Raw genomic sequence first — 15,700 nt, 5'->3', positions numbered from 1 at the left:
CTTGTCCGAATGGGTGCCGAAATGTGTTCGCGCGGGTCGTAACCTGAGGTCAGGCGAGGTTCGGGGGTGCGCATGGGCTTCATCGGGGACGGTCCGGTGGTCGAGGAGATCGACGCCGTGTGGTGGCTCGTATGCGAGCCGATCGTCTATCTGGGCAAGCGGCAGTGGTTCGTGATCCCGGCCGGGTTCCGCACGGACTTCGCTTCCGTCCCCAGGGTTCTGGTGTGGTTGATTCCCCGCTACGGCGCCTATACCCGCGCGGCGATCCTGCACGACTATCTGTGCCGCACCGCGGTGGTGAGCCCCAAGGATGCCGACGGGCTGTTCCGGCGCGTGCTGCGCGAATGCGGCGTCTCCCTGCCACAGCGCTGGATGATGTGGACCGGCGTGCGGGCCGCGTCCCGGCTGGCGGGCGCGACGCCGCTGGATGTGGGGCGCTTCCTGCTCGTGGCGGCGCTGTCGGTGCTGTTTCTGGCGGTGCCGGTCGTGGTGGTCCAGCTGTGGCTGCTGCTGTTCTGGCTGGTGGAGTCGGCGTTCTGGCTCGGCGGCCGGATCGCCGGGGGAGTGCGTATCCCGCTGCCCAGGCCGAAGGCCACCATGACCGAGTGAATCGGTTGCGGCGCAGCGCTATTCGGGTTTGTGCGCGGCCTCGTACCGCTGCTCCAGCGTCTGCTCGCGGTGGCGCTCGCGCAGCTTCCACACGATCAGGGCCGCGATCACGAGCACGACCACGACGATCGCCGCCGTACGGCCCACGGTCTTGGCCACCGCCTCATAGGACTGGCCCGCCACGAAGCCGAGCACGACGAAGGTGATGCCCCAGACGATGCCGCCGGTGGCGTTGTAGGCCAGGAACTTCGGATACGGCATCCGCGCGGTGCCCGCCAGCGCGGGCATCACGGCGCGGAAGAAGGCGGTCCAGCGACCCAGGAACACCGCCCAGCCGCCGCGGCGGGCCAGGAAGTCCTGCGCTTTGTCCAGACGGCCGCGATGGCGATCCAGAATCGACGCGCCCAGCAGCCGCGTGCCGAGATGCTTGCCGACCTCGTACCCCACGCTGTCGCCGACGATGGCCGCGGCGACCACCAACAGGATCATCGCCCACAGCACCACATGATGCTGACTCGCCGCCACGCCGCCGAGCACCGCGGCCGTCTCGCCGGGAATGATGAAGCCGATGAAGATCGCGTCCTCGGCGAACACCAGCAGGGTGACGATCACGTACACCCACACCGGGGAGATATCGAGGATTCGATGCATCAGCGAGTCCATGTCGGCCACCGTACCCGGTCCGGCGGAGGTGAAACTCACTGGCAGCGCCGCTCGTCGGCGATTACCGTGGACGATTGACCAGGAGAGGAGGTTCGGCGATGACCGGAACGACGCAGCGGCCCGCCCCCGAGACGACGCAGCCTACCGAACGCGCCGGCCTCACGGCATGGCGCCGCCGCCACGAGCTACGCAGATCCGCTGCGGCCCAACCGGTTGCGAGTAACCGGGCCTACCGCCGGACGGTCAAACATCGCAAACGCGACGGATGCTGAGCGGTTACTCGGCGACCCTGGTCCGATCGCACCACTCGAATACCGGCAGCCGCCCCTGCTCGGTCTCGGCATGCCGCGGCGTGGCCTTGAAATGCTCGTAGCCGCCGCGAAAGGGGACCTTCAGCTCGATACCCGGCGGCGTGATCGCGACGATACGCTCGGGCAGTGCGTCCGGGCCGCCCTCGAGATAAGCCTTCACACCTGTCATGCCCCGAAGTATGCGCGCGGCCCTGACGGCTTCGACGCGGAATCGATTCGGGCGCTGGAGTTCTCGCGGCGTTGTCCGGCTCGGGCGTGTCGTTGATCGGCGGCCCGCTGAGCGAGGGTATACAACGGAGCGATGACACCCGAACTGATCGAGCGGGCCCGTGCCCTGCTCAGCGCTGCCCCGGTTGTGGACGGCCACAACGACCTGCCGTGGTCGATGCGTAAGCTCGCCCGCTACGACCTGGACGCCGTCGATCTGGCCGCCGATCAGACCGGCCGGTTGCACACCGATCTGGATCGGCTGCGGGCCGGTGGGGTCGGCGCGCAGTTCTGGTCGGTGTACGTGCCCAGCAGCCTGGCCGGGGATCGCGCGGTCAGCGCGACGCTCGAGCAGATCGACTTCGTGCGAATGCTGGTCGAGCGCTTCCCCGATCAGCTGCGGGCGGCCTACACGGCCGACGATATGGAGACGGCCCGCGCGGCCGGCCGGATCGCCTCGCTACTGGGCGCCGAGGGCGGGCACAGCATCGACTGTTCGCTCGCGACGCTGCGCGCGCTGTATCGGCTCGGCGTGCGCTATATGACGCTCACCCACAACGACAATGTGCCATGGGCGGATTCGGCGACCGATGAACCGAAGGCCGGTGGGCTCACCGCATTCGGCGACGAGGTGGTGCGGGAGATGAACCGGCTCGGCATGATGGTCGACCTGTCCCACGTCTCGCCCGACACGATGCGTGCGGCGATCGCGATATCCGAAGCGCCCGTGATCTTTTCGCATTCCTCGGCGCGTGCCCTGTGCGACCATCCGCGCAACATCCCCGACGACGTACTGGCCCAGCTGCCCGTCAACGGCGGCGTCGCCATGGTGACCTTCGTCCCGAAATTCGTTCTCCCCGAGGCGATTTCCTGGACCGCCGCGGCGGATGAGAATATGGTCACGCACGGCTTCCATCCGCTGGACACCAGTCCTGCGGGCCTGGCCTGCCAGCGCGCCTTCGAGGCCGCCGATCCGCGTCCCGAACCCACGGTCGCGACCATCGCCGACCATCTCGACCATATGCGCGAGATCGCGGGCATCGACCATATCGGCATCGGCGGCGATTTCGACGGCACCGCCTTCGTCACCTCGGGCCTGGACGACGTCTCGGGTTATCCGAACCTCGTCGCCGAACTGCTGGGCCGCGGCTGGTCGGATTCCGATATCGCACAACTCACCTGGCATAACGCGGTCCGCGTGCTGCGGGCCGTCGAGGACGTCGCCCGCGATCTCCAGGCCACCCGCAGTCCCTCGATCGCCACCATCGATCAGCTCGACGGCAACGGCTGATCAGAGCAGCCGCAGATACGGTCTGTCCGGATCGCGTCGCCCGTCGTCGGCCGGGATCGACCGCGGCCGCTGCCCGCCGTTGGTGGTCGTCCGGGATTCACGCTCGATCTCTTCGTCGTCCTCATGAATCTCGGCGGCCACCGCGCGGACCTCGGTCATCTGCCGGGCCGTGTAGTTCCCCGCCGCCTGCACGGCGTGTTCGTCCATGCCGAAGGTCAGCGCCTCGGCGGCGGCGACCAGCATGTACGTGATGATCTCCTCGCGCTCGGCAGAATTCGCGCCCACGCCCGGTAGCTGCCCATACCAATGACGGACACGGCCGAGCGCCTCCAGCCCCGACTCCTCGTCGAACCGTTCCCCCGTCACCGGCATACCTTCCAGTCGGGCCACTCAGTCGCACAACGGCTTCCAGCGCTTGTTCCTCAATACCAGAGCGCACCGATCCACCGATGCCGTTGTCGCAAAGTGCCCGACCGTATGTCGTAAACGCGGCCCTTACCGCCGAGTCAGACGCCATGCGAGGGAGCCGCGCACTGGTCACCGCGGCGCTCGCGTGAACCGACCAGATCAGCCAGATCGGCAGGACGAACGCGGCGGCACACAGCAGCAACAGGAACGTGCCGAGACTCGGCAGGCAATCTTGATGTGCGCGGACGCATTCGCTGAGGCCTGCTTCGGCAAGGAAGAGGCGCATGACTACTCAGTCGGTTCGCCAGCCGTGGCGGTTCATGCGTTCGAAGTAGGCGTCATCGGCAGCCTGGATTTCTTCCTCGGTCCTGGAGCGATGATGTTCGGGCTCCGGCCCGGTGGATGCCTCTCGTGCCTGTCGAAGTTGTTCGCGGATGCGTGGGTCCGCTGTGTCGATCAGCCGTTCGGCTTTGGCCTTCGCGTCGGCGCGGGCCTTTTGGTGGCAGTCGATGAGGGCCTGGCTGAGTTGGCCGCTGGACCATCGCATCGCGGCGGGTGCGATCTGCAAATCGGTGATATCGCCGCTGGCGTCGATCTCGACGATCACGCCGCGCACCTCGCCGCGGCCGCGGAGGGTGGCTGAGGCCTTGATGAGTCGCTGGTTGTCGCGGCGGATCTCGGTGAGGTCGTGCTGAAGCTGCTGCTCCCATGCCTGCATGTCTGTCATCACTCCGCGACCCCCACGTCCAGCAACATCCGCCAGGTGCTCGATGCAGTCATGACTTCGCGAGAAGCCGCTGGAAGTCGAATACCAGCAGCAAGTCGTATCCGCCGATTGCCTGAAGACGCTCGAAGATGCCCTGAGCGGTTTCCTTCTCGCGCTCCTTGTCTGCATCAAGGTCCCTGACCGTGACAAGCGCCGAGTACTGCTCGAAAGGCATTTCCGGCACGCCTTCGAACTCGTGGGCCATCTCGAGCTCGATCACCGAGTGTCCCAGATCCCCTCGATAAGACGGAGCATCGTTTATCGACGAAATGTGCCTAAGCGTAGCACCGGCGGCAGCGCTGATATCATGAACAAGGGCCTGCTCAGACTTGTCGGTGTTTACAAATATTTCGTGATAAGCGGTCATGACTCACTCCCTAAGGCCACCGGATCTCCCATCCGTCACCGACGATTCGAATGCTTGTCATTCTTCCAGCAGGGTTGGCGCCGAGGAAGCGATTCACGCCTCGTTGCGCCTCGTCCTGGGTCAGGCCACTACCGCGTCCATCGATAATAGCTGTGTCGGCCTGCCCTTTCGCGCTGTTCAAAGCATTTCTAACGTTGGTATTGGTAGCGCCCGGGCTCATTGTCTTGAATTCGGTGGGGTGTCCATCGACTTCAGCATCGGGTGTGCGCTGAGCGTTGGACTCCTTGACGGCTTTGACTTCCTTACCCTCCTCTGCGAGGAGATCAGCGATCTTTCGCTCCTCAGGGCTGAACTGCTTTGCTGATTCGTCTATATTTCCGCGCTTGACCGGCGGCTTCCCCGATGGCCCCTTCTCGCCCTTGTCCGCCCGAGAAAGCTTGGTCCTGGCCTCGGCTACCCATTTCCGGATGCGTTCCCACAGCGGCTTTATCCGCTCGACCAGTGGTTTGATGGCGTCGGTGACGATCTTCGCTGCTTTGGCCGCGAGTTCGGCAATGATGGTCGCGATCCGGCGGGCTTTGGTCGCGATCCGGGCGGCCAAGGCACTGTTGCCGATCCATTCCGACAGGCTCCCGGTGAACGGGATCAGGATCGCGAAAGCGGCTTCCCCGGCGGCGGTTTCGATGGCGAGCTCGCGGAGTTCGTGGAGGATCTGGCTGTGTGCCTCGTCGAGGTGGTGGGCGTAGTTGCCGCATGCGTCGCCGAGAGTTTGGCAGACATCGGCCAGCGCGGTCAGATCGGCTTGCCGGTCGGTGCAGGTTTGGACCGCGACGTCGATCTCGGGGGACTGCTGATTGCGGAGCAGCTCGACCGCTTGCGGGGTTTGCCCGGCGATGGTGCGGTAGTCCCCGGCGGTGGTGTACCAGGCTGCGGCAGCGGCATTGAGCTGGTCCTGGTGCCCGTCCGGCCAGGCCATCCCGACGGCGTCTTTGATGATCGACCACCCGAATGGTTCGGGGATCCCGTTCCCGGCCGCTGACGGTACGGTCTCGGGTGGGCAGGGGTCGGGCAGCAGCTGCGGTGGGGGCGGTGGTGGTGAATCCTTCAGGTGGGCGGTGGTTTCGGCGACCTGATGGTTGTAGGCGCTGACCAGGATGATGTCGCGGACCTGCCCGCACGAGGTGGTCAGTTTCGACGAGGTCGAGACGGCCAGTTGGGCGGCTTCGTTGTACGAGCTCGCCCACTGCGCACCGACGCTGTCGTCACCAGCCATACCCGCATAATTGGTCAGCACGGTTACCAACCCGGAATGCGTCGTCAGCGTATCGGTGGCCATCTGACCGAAAACCTCGCCCGCGGAATGATATTCGTCGCCGCGACAAACGATCAGCGGCACCGTCGGCGCGGTCATCGCGGCCACATGGCGTGGTTCGTGGGCCCGACCGCGTGATACGCCGCACGGGCGCGGTCGAGGGCTTGGCGGAGCTCGCCGAGCGCGGTGTTCATCTCCGCCGCACCAGTAGCCCACTCTGCGGAGGCGCTGGCGTGCGCGTGGGCCGCGTCACCAACCCAAGTGATGTGCAAATCGGCGATCCGCTTGCGGATCTCGCCGAGCCGGTCCTCGATGCGCTTCTCCAGACCGGCGGCCTTGTCGATCAGAGCTTGCATGCCATCCAGGTCGACGCGGTAGTTGCTGGTGTCCACCTACCCGACCCCCAGCCCGGCGCCGCCGATCCCGTCCGCGTTGCCTCGGTCGGTGCTCACAGCCGCGTTCGCAATGTGATGCAGAGCGGCAGCGTCGTGTTCCAGCCCGGCGATGACCTGGCGGGCCCCCTGTTCCCATTCGGTCCACGCCTCGTGGTGAGTACCGGCTGCGCCACCCTGCCAGTCGCCGCCGATGAACGCGTGGACCTCGCGCATCAGCTTGTCCAGCTCGTCGGTGAATTCCCGTGCCGAGGTCTCCAGCCACCCCGCAGTGTCGTGGACCTCGGCCGGATCCATTTCCGCCCGGTCCGCCATCTCGCCCCCTCGACTCTCATGCCCGAGCGATCGCCCCTCGCACTATATGACGCACCCGATGCCGAGGTGGTTCCATCGTGAAGCAGGAGGACACACACCAGTCACTCGAGCCGCCACCTACGGGTGTGATTCAGTGCTGTCGTGAGCCTGACCGTGCACGTCTTTACTCGTCGGGACGGCGAGGCGTCGTTCCTCGATGCGCCTGAGGGGTGGATGGACCTTGCCGGGTTCGAGCGCTGGCGCACCGAAGTATGGGGTAATGCGGCCGTCCGCGAGCTGGGCGCGCGGTTCTTCCCGGTCCTGGCCGAGGATAATCTGTGGGTCGAGCCGGACGAGATACTGGAGTTCGCGGGTGAATGCGCCAGGCTCAGCCACAATCTCAGCGCGATCGCGCCGTTCCCGCACCCGCCGTGGCCCGATGCGACACATCTGACGGTGATCGATGCGGTCGCAGCCAGCCTGGCCACTATTCAGATCGCGGCAGGGCGCGCTCTTGGCGTCGGCGGTGGCGTCGTCATCTGGTGATCAGCACCAACGGCACCCCGCGAGCGTCACAGCAGCGGCGGAAATCATCACGGCGGCAAGTGGTCTCATCTACAGATCTGCCGGGCGGAGGAACCCGTAGGCGCGCTCGACCTTGGCCACGTGGACCGCGAAGGAGGCATACCAGTGCTCGCGCCCATGCGCACGGGTCAGCGCGTGCTCCGCGTGACCCCGCCAGGCCGCGATCGACTCCTCGTCGCTCCAGTACGACACCGTGATCCCCAGACCGTCCGTGCCGCGAGCCGAATCGACGCCGAGGAAACCCGGCTGGTCGGCAGCCAGTTTCAGCATCCGCTCGGCCCTGTCCCCATACCCCTCGTCACCAGCGGTCCGCACGGAAGTGAACACCACCGCGTAATAGGGCGGGGCGGGCAGCGATGCGGGCACAAGATCAGCCACGAGGTCCTCCAACAGGCAACGACGGGAGCGTCGCCTCAAACGATCTCGCACACCCACCTGAACCCACAACCCTATTTCCCGTTACTGACTGACGCGGATCCGCGCGAATTCTGCTCGTCGTCGACGCCTGTGCCGCGTGGGGTGATCGTCTCTCGATAGCCTGCGAACCGTGCCGTTTCCGGATGAATACTCGGACGGGGTGGTGGTGCGGCCATACCAGCCGCAGTGGCCGGTCGAATTCGCGCGGCTGGCTGAGCTTCTCGGAGAGCTACTCGGGTCTACCGCGAGAAGGATTGATCACATCGGGTCGACTGCTGTGCCCGGTTTGGCGGCCAAGAACTGCAACGATGTCCAAGTGCGAGTGGACGACCTCGTCGAGGACCGCCTGATCCCGCGCTTCGAAGCGGCCGGTTTCCGGCACCGCTCCGAATCATGGAATCGCGTCGAAGTGTCCAGTGGCAAACCGATCCCGCCACCGCGGAATTGCTCGCCGCGTTCGCGCGTGATCGCCGCGGCATTCTGCATCGAATCCTGGAACAGGCGCAGGCCCGCGGCGAGTTGGCCGTCGAGACCGACCGGGAACTGGTGATCGACCAGGTCTACGGCGTTCTCTGGTACCGCTTGACCGTCGCCCGCACCCCGTTGGACGCTGAAACCGCTGCGCGCCTGGCGAACTCGTTGCTGAAACACTGACTCCAGCGATGACGCCGGAGGCGATCGGTCAGCCACGAGCCAAAGCGGTGTCGTAACGCAGGAATTCGGCGTGACGGCGTAGATAGCGGACGGCGATGTCGGCGCCGCCCCGGCGTTCGGGGTCCAGGCAGTCGGCTCTGGTGGCGATGTTGTCGGCGGTGGCCTCGGCGTGTCCGGTGAGGATCTACAGGACATGGGCGGCGACCCAGTCCTCGGCGGGAGCGGTCAGTTGCTGCTGGATTTGCTGAATTCTTGGATCAGCACGGGATATTGCTCCGCACCGTGTCCGGCGGCGATCGAGCGGTCGGCCATTGCCTTGATCAACTTCGGGAGTTCGGCGTTGACGCCCAACGCCTCGCTCTGCTCGATCAGGTGTGCCATTGCCCGTGCGTCGGTTTCCAGGGCCGATACCTCGGCTGGGAAGGAGCCGCTGTCGATTTGCTCGGCGTACCCGGGCAGCCATTCGGCTACGCCGGTAGCGATCTGCTGCGCGAACGGCGCGAATGTTGTGGCGTCGACACCGGCCGTTCTGAGCATGGCAGTGCCTTGGAGCCAGGCGTTGAGGATGCTCCACATCATGGCTAGGCCGGCCATGTCGTACAGGGACGCCAGCCCGTGGTCTGCACCGAGGTAGGTGATGGTGCCGAGTGCTTCGAGCGTTGAACTGTGTGCCTCGAAGTCTGATTGCGGCCCGCTGTGCAGAATCACTGCCTCGGCGGTACCGATCGCTGACGGGATGGCCATGATTGCGCCGTCCAGGTAGTGGGCGCCGCGCTGCTCGGCCCATTGGGCGGCTTCGCGGGCCTGGGCCGAGTCGCCCGAGGTCAGGTTGATCAACGTCGTGCTGTTGAGCTCGATATCGCTGGTGCCGAGCAGATCTCGCACGGCCTGGTAGTCGGTGAGGCAGATGATCGTCAGGGAACTTGCCGCGAGCGCGTCGGCAACCGTTGGCGCTAGTTGTGCACCCTCGGCCACCAACTTCTCGGCCTTGGAGGTCGTGCGGTTCCACACGGTTGTGGGGTGCCCGGCTTTCAGGAACGCGCCGGCAAGTGCCTGGCCCATCAGTCCGAGTCCGATGACTGTCACAGGTGTTTCGTGGTTTTCCATGGAAGCATCATCAACGTTGATACCGGTATGAAGGTCAAGGGAGATTTCGATGCTGATCGGGGAATTGAGTCGGCGGGCGGGCGTCAACGCTCATCAGTTGCGCTACTACGAAGCTCAGGGGCTGCTGGAGGCAGACCGCGGTGCGAACGGTTATCGCGAGTACGACGAGAACGCGGTGCTGCGAGTGATGCAGATCCGGCACCTGCTTGGTGCCGGTCTGTCTTCCGAGGACATCGCGTACCTGCTGCCCTGCGCGGTCGGCGAGGACCCGAAGCTGCCCGGATGCCCAGAGTTACTGGCCGCCATGCGATCTCGGCTGCAGCGATTGGACGACCAGATCGACAGGCTCGCTCAATCCCGCGACGCTCTTGCCGTCTATATCGATGCGGCCGAGCGAACGGGCAGCGAGACCTATCCACTCTTTGACAATGCTGACCTGAAGCCGGTCCCCGCCTGAGCAACTGGGTGCTGGCTGGGAACCGAGAAAAGGTCGATGGCTGTAGCGCGTTTGGAGTGAAATGTTGGCACAAGGGAACAGTGCGCCGGATATCAGCCCGGCGGGCGCAGGGCGGCGAATTCGTCGGTGACTCGGATGCCGTCGTCGGTGTAGCGGTAGACGGCGGCGGGACGGCCGCCGGTTTTGCCGGGGGCGGCGGTGGCGCCGGTGGGGGTGATCACCTTGCGGCGGGACAGGACTCGTTGGAGGTTGGTGGCGTCTACGTCGTATCCTAGTGCGGCGCAGTAGATTTCGCGCAGAGTGGAGATGGTGAAGCGGGCGGGGGCCAGGGCGAAGGCGATATTGGTGTAGGAGAGTTTGGCGGCCAGGCGGGCTCGGGCGTGATGGACTACCGTGCCGTGGTCGAAGGACATATGCGGCAGCGTGGAGACCGGATGCCAGCGGGTGTCCGGGGGGAGTTGCGGGTCGGCGGTCAGGGGGACCAGGCCCAGATAGGCCGAGGCGATGCGGCGCGGGGCGGGTACGCGGTGCGGATCGCTGAACACCGACAGCTGTTCGAGGTGCCACAGCTCGCGCACGTCCACCTTCTCGGCGAGCTGACGCCGGGCCGAGGCATCGAGATCCTCATCGTCGCGTAGGCGGCCGCCGGGCAGTGACCAGGTCCCGGTTTGCGGTTCCATTGCCCGCTCCCATGCCAGCACCGCCAGTTCGGTGTGCCAGCCGGGTGCCGGGCGTCCCGAGTTCGGGTCCACCGGCCCGCTGACGCTCTGACCTGCGGTGATGATGTCCGGAAAGCGACGAACCTGGAACACGGCGGTGAGCGATTCGTGAATGGTGCTACTATGGGGCACGTTTTCGATTGTAAGTCGAAAACCGTGTGGATGCGAATCGGCGCGGATGCCGAGCGCATGAGGAAGGAGCCTGCCATGGCGACGATGATGCTTGCCGGGCACGTAGTGGACGGTCCCTCGGGGTTCACGGGTGTCGAGGCGACCCCGGAGTGGGCGCGCGAGATCAAGCGGCTGGCGCGTGAGCGCAATGCGACGATTCTGGCGCACAACTACCAGCTGCCCGAGATCCAGGATGTCGCCGATCACGTCGGCGACTCGCTGGCGCTGTCGCGGATCGCCGCGCAGGCACCCGAGGACACGATCGTGTTCTGCGGTGTGCATTTCATGGCCGAGACGGCGAAGATCCTCAGCCCGGCCAAGACGGTGCTGATTCCGGATCAGCGCGCGGGCTGCTCGCTGGCCGATTCGATCAGCGCCGAGGAATTGCGGGCGTGGAAGGATGAGCATCCCGACGCCCTGGTGGTGTCGTATGTGAACACCACCGCCGCGGTGAAGGCGCTCACCGACATCTGCTGCACCTCGTCGAACGCGGTGGACGTGGTCGCCTCGATCGATCCCGATCGGGAGGTGCTGTTCCTGCCGGATCAGTTCCTGGGCGCGCACGTCAAGCGGGTCACCGGCCGGGAGAACATCCACATCTGGGCCGGTGAATGCCATGTGCACGCGGGCATCAACGGCGAGGAGCTGACCGAGCAGGCGCGCAGCCACCCCGATGCCGAGCTGTTCGTGCATCCCGAATGTGGTTGCGCCACATCGGCTCTGTACCTGGCGGGGGAGGGCGCGTTCCCGGCCGACCGGGTGCATATCCTGTCGACCGGCGGCATGATCGACGCCGCCAAGGCCGCGAAGTCGAATCAGGTGCTGGTCGCGACCGAGATCGGCATGCTGCATCAGCTGCGAAAGGCCGCGCCGGGCATCGACTTCCAGGCCGTCAACGACCGCGCCTCGTGCAAGTACATGAAGATGATCACCCCGGCCGCGCTGCTGCGCTGCCTGGTCGAGGGGCGCGACGAGGTGCACGTGGACCCGGAAACCGCCGCGGCGGGCCGTAAGTCGGTGCAGCGCATGATCGAGATCGGCAATCCCGGCGGCGGAGAATGATCACGCCCACCTGGGAGGCCGAGGCCGATCTGGTGGTGATCGGCGGGGGCGTCGCGGGACTGACCGCGGCGCGCACCGCCTCGCTGCGCGGGCTTCGGGTGCTCACCCTGAGCAAGGGCGGTCCGACCGACACCTCCACCCAGTACGCGCAGGGCGGTATCGCCGTCGTTGCCCCGCAGGGCGATTCGGTGGATTCGCATGTGCACGACACCGTGGTCGCCGGGGCGGGACTGTGCGATCCGGAGGCGGTGCGCTCGATCGTGGCGGGCGGCGGCGCCGCGGTGGCGGCGCTGACCGATCTGGGCGCGGTCTTCGATCTCGGCCGGGACGGCCAGATTTCGCGCACCCGCGAGGGCGGGCACAGCACCCGGCGCATCATCCACGCCGGTGGCGACGCGACCGGGGCCGAGGTGCAGCGGGCGCTGAACGCGGCCGGGCTGCCGGTGCTGTTCGGCGCGGCCGTGGTCGACATCGTGACCGGGCCCGGCGGCGTGCGCGGTGTGATCGCCTTGTCGGACAAGGGCTTCGGCGTGGTGCACGCCCCGGCGGTACTGCTGGCGACCGGTGGGCTGGGGCAGCTGTACGCGTGCAGCACCAATCCCTCCGGCGCTACGGCCGACGGTGTCGCGCTGGCGCTGCGGGCCGGGGCGATCGTCGCGGATCTCGAGTTCGTGCAGTTCCATCCGACGGTGCTGTTCACCCCCGGCGGTCTGGGGCGACGCCCGCTGATCAGCGAGGCCGTGCGCGGCGAGGGTGCGATCCTGGTCGACCACGAGGGACGTTCGGTGACCGCCGGGGTGCATCCGCGCGGCGATCTGGCGCCCCGCGATGTGGTTTCGCGGGCCATCGCCGCACGCATGCAGGCGGCCGGGACCGATCACGTCTATCTCGACGCCCGCGCGATCGACGGCTTCCCCCAACGGTTTCCGACCATCACCGCCTCCTGCCTGGCCGCCGGGATAGATCCGCGCGGCGATCTCATCCCCGTCGCCCCCGCGGCGCATTACCAATGCGGCGGCGTCGTCACCGATACCTCCGGCCGCACCACGGTTCCCGGCCTCTACGCCGCGGGCGAGGTCGCCCGCACGGGCCTGCACGGCGCGAACCGACTGGCCTCCAACAGCCTGCTCGAGGGCCTGGTCGTCGGCGAACGCGCCGGCGCCGCCGCCGCCGAACGCGTCGACGTGCGCGCCCACATCACCGACGTAGGCTCCCTGTCCTTCCCTCGCACGGACCGAAAGGCCCTGCAGGCCTTGATGACCGACCACGCCTCGGTCGTCCGCGACGGCGACGGCCTGCGCGCGGCCGTCCTGCGCCTGCTCCAACTTGTGCGCACCGACCCCGCGAATCCCTCGGTCCCCCAAACCATCCCCGACCTCGAGGACACGGCCCTGACCCTGACGGCCCGCGCCCTCCTGATAGCAGCCGCCGCCCGCACCGAAAGCCGCGGCAGCCACGCCCGTTCCGACCACCCCACCCCCCGCCCCGACTTCCACCGCGCCCTCCCCCTCCGCCTGGGCCCCGACGCCCGCCCCCAATTGGCCCCCGAGGGCACCGAAACCCCCGGCAACTGGTCGACTTTGGCCGTCCCCAGGGCCTCATGACCCCGCCGTGCATCGCGCTGCGCTGCACGGCGGGGACGGCGGGGCAGCGCGCGGCGGGGACGGCGGGGCAGCGCGCGGCAGGGACAGTAGGGCAGTGCGCGGCAGGACTGGAGCGGCAGGACGCGTCCGTTCTGCCTCGGCCCTCGTCGCGGAGGCCTTCCTTGTTCCCCGTGACGTCGGCGGTCCCTTTGTTCCCCGCCGCCCAGCGCGGAGCGATGGGCGGCGGGGATGGGTGGACAGCAGTATCGAATCGAGTAGGAGTGCAATGATGTTGGATGCTGGGCTGGATCGCGATGATGTGGTGCGGCTGATTCGGGTCGCGTTGGATGAGGATTTGCGGTATGGGCCCGATGTCACCACGGTGGCGACGGTGGCCGAGGGGGCCGTGGTCAAGGCGGAGATGGTTTCGCGGCAGGTGGGGACCGTGGCCGGGATCGATATCGGGCTGTTGGTGCTCGATGAGGTGATCGGGGTGGGGAATTACGAAGTGACGGGGCGGGTTTCGGAGGGGGCGCGGGTGGGGCCGGGGGATGCGGTGCTCAGTGTCGTGGCTCCTACTCGGGGGCTGTTGGTCGCCGAGCGGACCATGTTGAATCTGGTGACGCATCTGTCGGGGATCGCGACCACGACCGCGGCGTGGGTGGAGGCGGTCGAGGGGACGCGCTGCCGGATTCGGGACAGTCGGAAGACGCTGCCGGGGCTGCGGGCGTTGCAGAAGTACGCGGTGCGCACCGGTGGTGGCGTCAATCATCGAATGGGTCTCGGCGATGCGGCGCTGATCAAGGACAATCACGTGGTGGCCGCGGGGTCGGTGGTCGCGGCGCTGCGGGCGGTGCGCGAACTGGCCCCGGATATCGCCTGTGAGGTCGAGGTCGACAGCCTCGATCAGCTCGATGCGGTGCTGGCCGAGGGCGTGGAACTGGTGCTGCTGGACAACTTTCCGCTCTGGGCCACCCAGGCCGCGGTGCAGCGCCGCGATGCCCGCGCGCCGCGGACCGAACTCGAATCCTCCGGCGGCCTGTCGCTCGACGTCGCCACCGAATACGCCCGCACCGGCGTGGACTACCTGTCCGTGGGCGCACTCACCCATTCGGTGCGCGCGCTGGATCTGGGCCTGGATCTCTAGGCCCTCAGGCGGTGAGCTCCCGTTCGAGGGGCGTGCGGAACCGGGGAATCGCACGCACCTCGCCGAACCAGTCGCGCACCCGGGCGGCCTCCGCCTCGATGGCCGCCGTCGCCTCGCGGCCCACGTCTTCGGTAGGCCGCCAGACGATCTCGCCGTCCTTGCGCTGACCCCAGCCGCCGACGATCCGGCCGTCCCACCACACCGTCGGGCCGATATTGCCGAAGGTGTCGAACAGCGCCGGCCCGTGCGGCCCGAGGAACCACTCGCGCGACTGCCAGCCCATCGGGGTCGGATCCAGCGCGGGTAACAGCGCCGCCCAGGGTTCGGGGGCGGGCACCGCCTCGAGATCGTCGGCCAGCGCGATGCCGGTGGCGCCGTCGAGATCGACCTCGGCGATATCCAACAGTGCCAAGGCCTTTCGCACCTCACCCAGGGGCCAGCCGGTCCACCACTTGAGATCGGCGATCGGCGCGGGCCCGAAGGTATACAGCCAGCGCCGGGCCAGTTCCGCGCGCGCCTGCGCGATCGGCAGCACGGGAATCCCTGCGGGCAGCCAGGATTCGATCGGCTCCCAGACGTACTGGCTGCTGGTCCACGTGCCGTTCGGCCGCCCGCGCACGATCGCGCCTTCGCAGCCGAGGGTGATCAGCACCCAGGTGGTGATGTTGGTGGGTTTGGAATACGACTTGCCGGGTGCGGTATCGACCCGAGTGCGCAGCCGCGGCACCGCCGCACCCAGCTGCGCCCCGGTGGCCCTGCCGCGCTCGAGCAGCACGCGATGCGTCTCGGCCTCGACATCGGCGAGCCACGCGCCCACCTCACCCTCGACGACCTCGGCCAGGTACCGCGCGTAGGTCCGGCGCTGCTTATCGGCCAGGGCATCGGCCACCGAGACCTGCAGCGCGGGCGCCAGATCCACCGGGACCACGAACATCGTCCGCCGCATCGCCAGCATGCGCAGCAGCGTCCGATCCTCGTACAGCGCCTTTTCCACGTGTGCGGGCTCGAGTCCGGCACCGCGCGCGGACACCGACAGATATACCGTCGCGGGGTCGGTGGCATGCAGGGCGACCATGGCCTCGGCGATCGCGGTCGCGTCCGCGACGCGATGGGCCGGGGCGAGCCGATGCCGCGTCGCCAGGCGTGCCCGCCGCTCGCTCACGTCAATCGAACGCATG

Annotated in this window: 20 protein-coding genes and 1 pseudogene; 9 read left to right on the top strand and 12 right to left on the bottom strand. The window is 67.3% G+C overall.

Going from position 1 to position 15,700, the window contains the following annotated elements:
- The first annotated feature begins 72 nt into the window (after positions 1-72).
- Positions 73-609: a DUF1353 domain-containing protein gene (locus ACIA76_RS30455; protein ID WP_397156693.1), complete on the top strand. Its 537-nt coding sequence runs from the start codon at positions 73-75 to the stop codon at positions 607-609.
- An 18-nt stretch (positions 610-627) separates the two neighbouring features.
- Here ACIA76_RS30455 and ACIA76_RS30450 read toward each other — a convergent pair whose 3' ends face one another.
- Positions 628-1,272: a DedA family protein gene (locus ACIA76_RS30450; RefSeq protein WP_397156691.1), complete on the bottom strand. Its 645-nt coding sequence runs from the start codon at positions 1,270-1,272 to the stop codon at positions 628-630.
- Between the two features lie 276 nt (positions 1,273-1,548).
- A complete protein-coding gene (locus ACIA76_RS30445) occupies positions 1,549-1,752 on the bottom strand; it encodes a DUF5988 family protein (protein ID WP_397156689.1) in 204 nt (67 codons plus the stop codon).
- Positions 1,753-1,884: 132 nt separating this feature from the next.
- On the opposite strand from ACIA76_RS30445, the gene ACIA76_RS30440 reads away from it, so the two are divergent.
- Entirely contained in the window at positions 1,885-3,081 is a 1,197-nt protein-coding gene (locus ACIA76_RS30440) for a dipeptidase (protein WP_397156687.1), read from the top strand.
- Here ACIA76_RS30440 and ACIA76_RS30435 read toward each other — a convergent pair whose 3' ends face one another.
- The 6 genes from ACIA76_RS30435 to ACIA76_RS30410 form a co-directional block, all read right to left on the bottom strand.
- Positions 3,082-3,447 carry a hypothetical protein gene (locus tag ACIA76_RS30435; protein ID WP_397156685.1) on the bottom strand — a complete coding sequence of 122 codons (366 nt, stop codon included), beginning with the start codon at positions 3,445-3,447 and terminating at the stop codon, positions 3,082-3,084.
- Positions 3,448-3,781: 334 nt separating this feature from the next.
- Entirely contained in the window at positions 3,782-4,216 is a 435-nt protein-coding gene (locus ACIA76_RS30430; RefSeq protein ID WP_397156683.1) for a hypothetical protein, read from the bottom strand.
- Positions 4,217-4,265: 49 nt separating this feature from the next.
- Positions 4,266-4,622: a hypothetical protein gene (locus tag ACIA76_RS30425; RefSeq protein ID WP_397156681.1), complete on the bottom strand. Its 357-nt coding sequence runs from the start codon at positions 4,620-4,622 to the stop codon at positions 4,266-4,268.
- A 10-nt stretch (positions 4,623-4,632) separates the two neighbouring features.
- Positions 4,633-6,033, bottom strand: coding sequence for a hypothetical protein (locus ACIA76_RS30420; protein ID WP_397156679.1), 1,401 nt, complete (start codon positions 6,031-6,033; stop codon positions 4,633-4,635).
- Positions 6,030-6,326, bottom strand: a complete 297-nt coding sequence (locus tag ACIA76_RS30415; protein WP_397156677.1) for a WXG100 family type VII secretion target — start codon at positions 6,324-6,326, stop codon at positions 6,030-6,032. Before ACIA76_RS30415 ends, ACIA76_RS30420 begins: the two co-directional genes overlap by 4 nt.
- Positions 6,327-6,641: a WXG100 family type VII secretion target gene (locus tag ACIA76_RS30410; RefSeq protein ID WP_397156675.1), complete on the bottom strand. Its 315-nt coding sequence runs from the start codon at positions 6,639-6,641 to the stop codon at positions 6,327-6,329.
- 141 nt (positions 6,642-6,782) lie between these two features.
- Between ACIA76_RS30410 and ACIA76_RS30405 the strand changes: the two genes are divergently transcribed.
- The gene (locus ACIA76_RS30405) at positions 6,783-7,166 is read left to right on the top strand and encodes a hypothetical protein (protein WP_397156673.1); all 384 of its coding nucleotides are present in this window, start codon (positions 6,783-6,785) and stop codon (positions 7,164-7,166) included.
- A 69-nt stretch (positions 7,167-7,235) separates the two neighbouring features.
- On the opposite strand, the gene ACIA76_RS30400 is transcribed toward ACIA76_RS30405, so the two are convergent.
- Positions 7,236-7,583 (bottom strand): antibiotic biosynthesis monooxygenase family protein, encoded by a 348-nt coding sequence (locus ACIA76_RS30400; RefSeq protein ID WP_397156671.1) that lies wholly within the window; start codon positions 7,581-7,583, stop codon positions 7,236-7,238.
- Between the two features lie 169 nt (positions 7,584-7,752).
- On the opposite strand from ACIA76_RS30400, the pseudogene ACIA76_RS30395 reads away from it, so the two are divergent.
- Together ACIA76_RS30395 and ACIA76_RS30390 are read left to right on the top strand one after the other, a co-directional pair.
- Positions 7,753-7,965 (top strand): annotated as a pseudogene (locus tag ACIA76_RS30395) (GrpB family protein); the annotation flags it as partial.
- Positions 7,966-8,015: 50 nt separating this feature from the next.
- Positions 8,016-8,276, top strand: a complete 261-nt coding sequence (locus ACIA76_RS30390; RefSeq protein ID WP_397156669.1) for a TetR-like C-terminal domain-containing protein — start codon at positions 8,016-8,018, stop codon at positions 8,274-8,276.
- A gap of 225 nt (positions 8,277-8,501) precedes the next feature.
- Here ACIA76_RS30390 and ACIA76_RS30385 read toward each other — a convergent pair whose 3' ends face one another.
- Positions 8,502-9,383 (bottom strand): NAD(P)-dependent oxidoreductase, encoded by an 882-nt coding sequence (locus tag ACIA76_RS30385; protein ID WP_397156667.1) that lies wholly within the window; start codon positions 9,381-9,383, stop codon positions 8,502-8,504.
- 49 nt (positions 9,384-9,432) lie between these two features.
- Here ACIA76_RS30385 and ACIA76_RS30380 point away from each other — a divergent pair, with 49 nt between their 5' ends.
- On the top strand, positions 9,433-9,840 hold the full coding sequence (locus ACIA76_RS30380) for a MerR family transcriptional regulator (protein ID WP_397156665.1): 408 nt from the start codon (positions 9,433-9,435) through the stop codon (positions 9,838-9,840).
- Positions 9,841-9,932: 92 nt separating this feature from the next.
- Here the strand turns inward: ACIA76_RS30380 and ACIA76_RS30375 are convergent, their stop codons facing one another.
- Positions 9,933-10,691, bottom strand: coding sequence for an NrtR DNA-binding winged helix domain-containing protein (locus tag ACIA76_RS30375; protein ID WP_397156663.1), 759 nt, complete (start codon positions 10,689-10,691; stop codon positions 9,933-9,935).
- Positions 10,692-10,766: 75 nt separating this feature from the next.
- Between ACIA76_RS30375 and nadA the strand changes: the two genes are divergently transcribed.
- The 3 genes from nadA to nadC all read left to right on the top strand — a co-directional run bounded on the left by nadA (position 10,767) and on the right by nadC (position 14,522).
- Complete coding sequence (gene nadA / locus ACIA76_RS30370) at positions 10,767-11,792, top strand: quinolinate synthase NadA (protein WP_397156662.1); 1,026 nt, start codon at positions 10,767-10,769, stop codon at positions 11,790-11,792.
- Positions 11,789-13,396, top strand: coding sequence for an L-aspartate oxidase (locus ACIA76_RS30365; protein ID WP_397156659.1), 1,608 nt, complete (start codon positions 11,789-11,791; stop codon positions 13,394-13,396). The genes nadA and ACIA76_RS30365 overlap by 4 nt, the downstream gene beginning before the upstream one ends.
- A gap of 265 nt (positions 13,397-13,661) precedes the next feature.
- Complete coding sequence (gene nadC, locus ACIA76_RS30360; protein WP_397156657.1) at positions 13,662-14,522, top strand: carboxylating nicotinate-nucleotide diphosphorylase; 861 nt, start codon at positions 13,662-13,664, stop codon at positions 14,520-14,522.
- A 4-nt stretch (positions 14,523-14,526) separates the two neighbouring features.
- Here the strand turns inward: nadC and ACIA76_RS30355 are convergent, their stop codons facing one another.
- Positions 14,527-15,699: a winged helix DNA-binding domain-containing protein gene (locus tag ACIA76_RS30355; protein ID WP_397156655.1), complete on the bottom strand. Its 1,173-nt coding sequence runs from the start codon at positions 15,697-15,699 to the stop codon at positions 14,527-14,529.
- Position 15,700 lies beyond the last annotated feature (1 nt).

Source organism: Nocardia sp. NPDC051570, assembly GCF_044454005.1.
GTDB lineage: Bacteria > Actinomycetota > Actinomycetes > Mycobacteriales > Mycobacteriaceae > Nocardia.
This window is presented reverse-complemented; position numbering and strand designations above follow the sequence as displayed.

Bases quoted from the DNA above. Each gene is read 5' to 3' on its own strand.
- ACIA76_RS30445 (WP_397156689.1), bottom strand. From the start codon at position 1,752: ATGACAGGTGTGAAGGCTTATCTCGAGGGCGGCCCGGACGCACTGCCC.
- ACIA76_RS30425 (WP_397156681.1), bottom strand. From the start codon at position 4,622: ATGACCGCTTATCACGAAATATTTGTAAACACCGACAAGTCTGAGCAG.
- ACIA76_RS30430 (WP_397156683.1), bottom strand. From the start codon at position 4,216: ATGACAGACATGCAGGCATGGGAGCAGCAGCTTCAGCACGACCTCACC.
- ACIA76_RS30390 (WP_397156669.1), top strand. From the start codon at position 8,016: ATGGAATCGCGTCGAAGTGTCCAGTGGCAAACCGATCCCGCCACCGCG.
- ACIA76_RS30455 (WP_397156693.1), top strand. From the start codon at position 73: ATGGGCTTCATCGGGGACGGTCCGGTGGTCGAGGAGATCGACGCCGTG.
- ACIA76_RS30355 (WP_397156655.1), bottom strand. From the start codon at position 15,699: ATGCGTTCGATTGACGTGAGCGAGCGGCGGGCACGCCTGGCGACGCGG.
- ACIA76_RS30380 (WP_397156665.1), top strand. From the start codon at position 9,433: ATGCTGATCGGGGAATTGAGTCGGCGGGCGGGCGTCAACGCTCATCAG.
- ACIA76_RS30450 (WP_397156691.1), bottom strand. From the start codon at position 1,272: ATGGACTCGCTGATGCATCGAATCCTCGATATCTCCCCGGTGTGGGTG.
- nadA (WP_397156662.1), top strand. From the start codon at position 10,767: ATGGCGACGATGATGCTTGCCGGGCACGTAGTGGACGGTCCCTCGGGG.
- ACIA76_RS30420 (WP_397156679.1), bottom strand. From the start codon at position 6,033: ATGACCGCGCCGACGGTGCCGCTGATCGTTTGTCGCGGCGACGAATAT.
- ACIA76_RS30385 (WP_397156667.1), bottom strand. From the start codon at position 9,383: ATGGAAAACCACGAAACACCTGTGACAGTCATCGGACTCGGACTGATG.
- nadC (WP_397156657.1), top strand. From the start codon at position 13,662: ATGATGTTGGATGCTGGGCTGGATCGCGATGATGTGGTGCGGCTGATT.
- ACIA76_RS30365 (WP_397156659.1), top strand. From the start codon at position 11,789: ATGATCACGCCCACCTGGGAGGCCGAGGCCGATCTGGTGGTGATCGGC.
- ACIA76_RS30410 (WP_397156675.1), bottom strand. From the start codon at position 6,641: ATGGCGGACCGGGCGGAAATGGATCCGGCCGAGGTCCACGACACTGCG.
- ACIA76_RS30440 (WP_397156687.1), top strand. From the start codon at position 1,885: ATGACACCCGAACTGATCGAGCGGGCCCGTGCCCTGCTCAGCGCTGCC.